Here is a 6,971-nt window from a genome sequence, read left to right on the forward strand (position 1 = left end):
CGCCTGCGCGGCACCCGCCGCCGGCTCCGCTCACTCTCTTGCCCCCCGGCACAGTTGTCAAATGGCAACTGTTGTGCGGCCGTCAGCCGCACCCGCGCGGCGTCACGGGGTGCGGCTGACGGCCGGTCGGGACGGGGCCTCGGACTACGGCTGCGAGCCGTCGATCAGCGCCAGGGCGTCGTCCACCTTGTCCGAGATGGGGACCGTGATGCTGACCCCGGTGAGATCGAGGACCCGGCGCACGGCGGGCGTCGGATCGATCACGTGCACACTGCCGGGCAGGTCCCGTGCCTGCTGGTACACCCGCAGGATGATGTTCATCCCGGACGAGTCCATGAACGGCACCGCCGACAGGTCCAGCAGGAAGTGCCGGCGCCCGTGATGCAGCTGGTTCGCCAGATGGGCCTGGAACTCGGTCGCGGTATCGAGGTCCAGATGGCCTTCGACCGTGACCAGTGCCACGTCCTCCCGGGGCAGGGTGACCTCGACGGACAGCGGGTTCTGGGCGATGGACACGAGTACCTCCGAAAACTGACGGTCCGGGTTGTGCCCCGGCGGGCGACTGCGGTGCGGCCGGGACGCCGGGGGACGGGAGACGCGCCGGCCCCGGCCCGCGCGTCTCCCGTCCCCCGCGGAACCCGACCTCGCACCGCGAGCAGCGGATACCCCCGATGCGCACGGGCATGCACTCCCGGCCGAGGAAACCGTCTAACCCAGCCGCATGCCCACGATGCACGTGTCGTCGTCCGTGTCGGACCTGCTGTGGGTGAGCAGCCGGTCCAACTGCTGGTCCAGCGACGGGGTCCCCGTGCGCGCCTGGCTCAGCAACTGCGTCAGCGACTCCTCCACCGACCGGTCCCGCCGCTCTATCAGGCCGTCGGTGTACATCAGGAGCGTGTCCTCGGCCGCCAGCTCGACCTCCGCCTCCTCGTACGACGTCTCCGGTACGGCGCCCAGCAGCATCCCCTGGAGCAGGGGCAGCGGAGCGGCGGTCGAGCCGCGCACCAGGACCGGCGGCAGATGGCCCGCCCTGGCCCACCGCAGGGTGCGCCGGACCGGGTCGTACAGCCCGCACACCGCCGTCGCCGTGACGGCGCCCGTCAGATGGTGGGCGACGATGTTCAGCCACGACAGCAGCTGGCCCGGCCCGGCGCCGGTGACGGCGAGTCCGCGCAACGCGTTGCGCAGGACGACCATGCTGGTCGCCGCCTCGATGCCGTGTCCGGCCACGTCGCCGACGCACAGCATCACCAGCCGGGACGGCAGCACCACGGCGTCGTACCAGTCGCCGCCGACGAGGTGCTCCTCCTCGGCCGGCCGATAGCGGACCGCCACCTGAAGACCCGTCACCTCCAGCGGTGCCCGCGCGGGCGGCATGATCGCGTGCTGGAGCTGGAGGGCCAGCCGACTGCGCTCACTGGCGTGCTGCTCGGTCTGGGCCAGCTGGTCGCGGGTGGCGGCGAGCGCCACCTCCGTCCAGTGCTGGGCGGAGATGTCCTGGTATGCGCCGCGTACCGCCACCAGTTGGCTGTCGGTGTTCAGGACCGGCTCGGCGACGATGCGCATGTGCCGGGTCACCCCGTCCGGCCGCTGGAGCCGGAAGGCGGCGGACGCCGGACGCCGGTGGTGCAGCAGGGTGCGCAGGAAGCGGCCGATGGGGACGGCGTCGTCCGGGTGGGCGTGGGCTCCCAGCTCCTCCAGCCGCACCGGAGGGCTCGACGGATCCCGCCCGTACAGCGCGAACAGCTGCCCGTTCCACGTCGTCTCGCCCGTCAGGACGTCTTCCTCGAAGCCGCCGATCCGGCCGAGACGCTGGGCGTGCTGCAACAGGCTCGCCAACCGTGCCGTCTCGTCCTCGATGCGCCAGATGAGCAGGACACAGGTGCCGTGCCGGCTGATGCTCACGTCCGCGACCGCCGACAGCGGTACCTCGTCGACGAGCGCGGTCAGGCTCATCCGGCGGGCCCGGAACGGTTCGCCCGTGGCATGGACGCGCTCGATGCGCTGGAAGAGGTCGCTCTCGCCCGCCGCCATCGGGTAGGCCTCCAGCAGCAGGGCGCCGTTGACCACGGCCCGCGGCCGGCCCGCCGGATCGAGGAAGTGGTCGTTGACGTGCTGGATGCGGAAGTCCACCAGATGCCCCGCCGCGTCGACGAGCGGCACGAGCACCAGCGCCGGGTCGTGCAGGCCGTCCGCCAGGTCCATCAGTTCGGCCGCGTCCGGCAGGACCCGCGGCTCCTGGTCGGCGGCCTGGGCGTGGGGATACGCCTGAAGGGTGTGCGCGCACAGCTCCGCGAGCGCCTCCACCTGGCGTACGACCTGAGGCGGCTGCGGATCCAGGAAGGACGGCCAGGCGATCTCCAGGACGCCGTGGATCCGGCCGCCGGTCCCGGCGGGGACGGCGACCCGGCCGCCGTCCGGATGGGCCTGCCGGCCGATGGTGGGCAGCCCGGTCTGCGCGAGCGAGCTGATCCACTGGCCCGAGTGCTCGGTGAGGCCGAGCCGGGCCACCGTGGCGACGTCCGGGGGGACGTAGTGCCACCGGTCGGCCTCGGCCGGGGCGAAGCCGGCGCTTCCGGCGAGGGTCAGCGAGCCGTCGGAGCCCGCCGCCCAGATCGCCACCGCGACCGCGCCGAGCGGGTCCAGCGCGTGCTGGAGCAGCGAGTCGGCGACCGCCTGCGTGTCGTGGGCCGCCAGCGCCCCGCTCTCGGCCGCCCGCAGCCGCACGGCGGCCGACTCCTCGGCCGCCACGAACCCCGTGACGGCGGCCATGAAGGCGTCGGTCACCTCGGAGACCCGGTCCTTGGCGGCCTGGTTGATGACGTCCACCGCGAACTCCAGTGGCGTCACCCCGGCCTGCCGGGCCAGCTCGGTGAGCTGCCGGGACGCCTCCGCGGGCCCGCAGCCGAGCCGCTCGACGAGGATGCCCTTGGCCAGCTCGACCAGGGCCCGCCCCTCGGCCTCGGCCTGCGCCGCCCGCACCTCGCGCCGCAGCCGCTCGACGGTGGCCGCGAGGCGGCCGACGGGGGAGGGGGACGCCTCCCGGCCGACCGCCGCCACGCCGTGCCTGCGCGCCGTGATCCCAGCGCCCGCAGCCGCCTCGGGGGGCGGTGCGGCCGGGTCCCCGACGGCGGCTCCGGAGCCGCCGTCGGCCGACCCGTCGGGGGACGCCGCGGCGAGGTCCGGCGCCTGCGAGGCCGGTGCGGCCGGCTCACGGGCCGGTGCCGCCGACTGCGCGACGCGCGCCGGGACCGCGGGCGGCGTCGGGGACGCGGCCGGCGTGGGCCGGGCCCCTCCCTCGGTCCCCTCGGGCTGCTGTTCGGACTTGCTCACAGTGCGTGACTCCTCGGCCGGTACGCCTGGTGCTCGGACGGGCGGGCCGCGGTCAGGCGGTCAGCCAGCGGCGGACACAGGACATCAGGTCATGTGTGTCCACGGGCTTGGTGACATAGTCGCTGGCCCCGGAGGCGAGGCTCTTCTCGCGGTCGCCCGGCATCGCCTTCGCGGTCACCGCGATGATGGGCAGGTCGGCGTACTGCTGCATGGTGCGGATCTGGGCCGTGGCCGTGTACCCGTCCATCTCCGGCATCATCACGTCCATCAGTACCAGGGCGATGTCCGGATTGTCGCGCAGCGCCTCGATGCCCTCCCGCCCGTTCTCCGCGTGCAGCACCCGGATGCCGTGCAGCTCCAGGATCCCGCTGAGCGCGAACAGGTTGCGCGCGTCGTCGTCGACGACGAGGACCGTGCGGCCCACGACGGCGTCGTCGACCGGCTGCGGTGCCATGGGCTGCGGCTCGTCCGGCCGGACGAGGGCGAGCACGTCGCCGGGCTCCTCCGCCGACAGGTGCAGCGTGATGCGTTCCCGCAGTTCGTCGAGGCTCGACAGGAACTCCAGCGGCCGGTCCGCCGACCAGGACCGGAGCGCCTCCTCCTGGGCGCGGTCCGCGCGGTGGCCGCTGTGCACCAGCACCGGCACGCTCATCAGCGCCGAGTCGCCCTGGAGGGCCTCCACGAACCGGGAGGCCTCCGCGTCGGGCATTCCCAGCTCCAGGACCACGCAGTGGCACGGCTCGGCGGCCAGCGCCCCGGCCGCCTCCTGCGCCCCCACGGCGGTCACGACGTCGACCGGAGGCGGCGGGGCGGCGTCGTCCCTGCTCGCCATGTCGGCCACCACGCTCTCGGCGACCAGCGTCAGCAGACCGCGCGGGCGCTCCTCCACGACCAGCAGCCGGCGCGGACGCCGGGCCGCACCGGACGGCGTGATCAGGCCCGGCGGGAGCGCGGCCAGCGGCCCGTCGTCGTTCCCGCGCTCCACCGGCCGGCCGCTGCCGAGCCCCTCCTCGAAGTCCCCGCGGGCCACCGGCAGGTACAGCGTGAACGTACTGCCCTTCCCGGGCGCGCTGTCCACCGTCACCGCTCCGCCGAGCAGATGGGCGATCTCGCGGGTGATCGACAGTCCGAGACCGGTGCCGCCGTACTTGCGGCTCGTGGTGCCGTCGGCCTGCTGGAAGGCGCCGAAGATGGTCTCCAGCTGCTGCTCGGGGATGCCGATGCCGGTGTCCCTCACCCGGAAGGCCACCACCGTGCCGCCGCGGACCACCCCCTCGGGCACCGCTTCCGTGTCCACGGGCTCGATACGCAGCTCCACGCTGCCCTGCTCGGTGAACTTCACCGCGTTGGACAGCAGGTTGCGCAGCACCTGGCGAAGCCGGGAGTCGTCCGTCAGCAGGTCCGCCGGCGCGCCGGCGGCCGTGCTGACCGTGAACTCGAGGCTCTTCTGCGTCGTCATCGGGCGGAACGTCGCCTCGACGTACTCGATGAGCTGCCGCAGCGGCACCCGCTCCGGCGACACGTCCATCTTGCCCGCCTCGACCTTGGACAGGTCCAGGATGTCGTTGATCAGCTGGAGCAGGTCCGAACCCGCCGAGTGGATGATGCCCGCGTACTCCACCTGCTTCGGCGTCAGGTTGCGTGAGGGGTTCTGCGCGAGCAACTGGGCCAGGATCAGGAGGCTGTTCAGCGGAGTGCGCAGCTCGTGACTCATGTTGGCCAGGAACTCCGACTTGTACTTCGACGCCAGCGACAGCTGTTGCGCGCGCGCCTCCAGTTCCTGTCGTGCCTGTTCGATCTGGAGGTTCTTCGCCTCGATGTCCCGGTTCTGCGCCACGAGCAGCGAGGCCTTCTCCTCCAACTCGGCGTTGGAACGCTGCAGCTCCTCCTGCTGGGACTGCAACTCCGCCGACCGGGCCTGGAGTTCGGCGGTGAGCCGCTGCGACTCGCCGAGCAGCTCGTCGGTGCGGGCGTTGGCCACGATCGTGTTGACGTTGACCCCGATGGTCTCCCTGAGCTGTTCGAGGAAGTCCCGGTGGATCTCCTTGAAGGCGGTGACCGACGCCAGTTCGATGACGCCGAGGACCTGCCCCTCGAACAGGATCGGCAGCAGCACCAGCGCGCTGGGCTCGACCCGGCCGAGCCCCGAGGAGATGACGACGTACCCGGTGGGCAGGTCGTCGACCATGATCGTGCGTCGGCTGCGCGCGGCCTGGCCGACGAGGGAGCGGCCGAACGGGATACGGGTCGGGCGGGCGTCGTCGTCGGGGTAGCCGTAGGCGCCCACCAGCCGCAGCTCCGGGCCGCCGGCGCCGTCCTCGGCGAGGTAGAAGGCCCCGTACTGGGCCGCGACCAGCGGCACCAGCTCGTCCATGATCAGCTCCGCGACCACGGGCAGCTCACGGTGGCCCTGCATGAGCCCGGAGATCCGCGCGAGGTTGGTCTTGAGCCAGTCCTGCTCCTGGTTGGCGAGCGTGGTCTCGCGCAGGGACCCCACCATGGAGTTGATGTTGTCCTTGAGTTCGGCGACCTCGCCGGAGGCCTCCACGGTGATGGAGCGGGTCAGGTCGCCCTCGGCGACGGCGCTCGTCACCTCGGCGATCGCCCGCACCTGGCGGGTCAGGTTGCCGGCCAGCTCGTTGACGTTCTCGGTGAGGCGCTTCCAGGTGCCCGAGACACCCTCCACCTCCGCCTGTCCGCCCAGGCGTCCCTCGGTGCCGACCTCGCGGGCGACACGGGTGACCTCGTCGGCGAAGGCGGAGAGCTGGTCGACCATCGTGTTGATGGTCGTCTTGAGTTCGAGGATCTCGCCGCGGGCGTCGACGTCGATCTTCTTCGACAGGTCGCCCTTGGCCACCGCCGTCGTCACCAGCGCGATGTTGCGCACCTGACCGGTGAGGTTGTTGGCCATCGAGTTGACGTTGTCGGTGAGGTCCTTCCAGGTGCCCGCCACGTTCGGCACGTGCGCCTGGCCACCGAGCCGGCCCTCCGTGCCGACCTCGCGGGCGACACGCGTGACCTCGTCGGCGAAGGCCGACAGCGTGTCCACCATGGTGTTGATGACGTCGGCCAGCGCGGCGACCTCGCCCTTGGCCTCCACGGTGATCTTCTGCGACAGGTCGCCGCGCGCCACCGCGGTCGCCACCTGCGCGATGGAGCGCACCTGGCCCGTCAGGTTGGACGCCATGACGTTGACGTTGTCGGTCAGGTCCTTCCAGGTGCCCGAGACGCCCCGGACCGTGGCCTGTCCGCCGAGGTTGCCGGCCGTGCCGACCTCGCGGGCGACGCGGGTGACCTCGTCGGCGAAGGCGGAGAGCTGGTCGACCATCGTGTTGATGGTGTTCTTGAGTTCGAGGATCTCGCCGCGGGCGTCGACGGTGATCTTCTGCGACAGGTCGCCCTCGGCCACCGCGGTCGCCACCTGGGCGACGTTGCGGACCTGAGCGGTGAGGTTTCCGGCCATGAAGTTGACCGAATCGGTGAGGTCCCGCCAGGTGCCCTTGACGCCCTTGACGTCGGCCTGCCCGCCGAGCCGTCCCTCGGTGCCGACCTCGCGGGCGACGCGGGTGACCTCGTCGGCGAAGGCGGAGAGCTGGTCGACCATCGTGTTGATGGTGTTCTTGAGTTCGAGGATCTCG

At 72.2% G+C, this 6,971-nt stretch carries 3 protein-coding genes; all 3 read right to left on the minus strand.

What is annotated here, in order from left to right:
- Positions 1–144 precede the first annotated feature (144 nt).
- Complete coding sequence (locus ACFYO5_RS16525; RefSeq protein ID WP_388709162.1) at positions 145–516, minus strand: STAS domain-containing protein; 372 nt, start codon at positions 514–516, stop codon at positions 145–147.
- 192 nt (positions 517–708) lie between these two features.
- A complete protein-coding gene (locus tag ACFYO5_RS16530; RefSeq protein ID WP_388709274.1) occupies positions 709–3,081 on the minus strand; it encodes a SpoIIE family protein phosphatase in 2,373 nt (790 codons plus the stop codon).
- 304 nt (positions 3,082–3,385) lie between these two features.
- Positions 3,386–6,971 (minus strand): HAMP domain-containing protein (locus ACFYO5_RS16535; protein ID WP_388709164.1); only part of this gene is annotated, 3,586 nt, incomplete at its 5' end.

Source organism: Streptomyces sp. NPDC006259 (genome assembly GCF_042870975.1).
GTDB lineage: Bacteria > Actinomycetota > Actinomycetes > Streptomycetales > Streptomycetaceae > Streptomyces.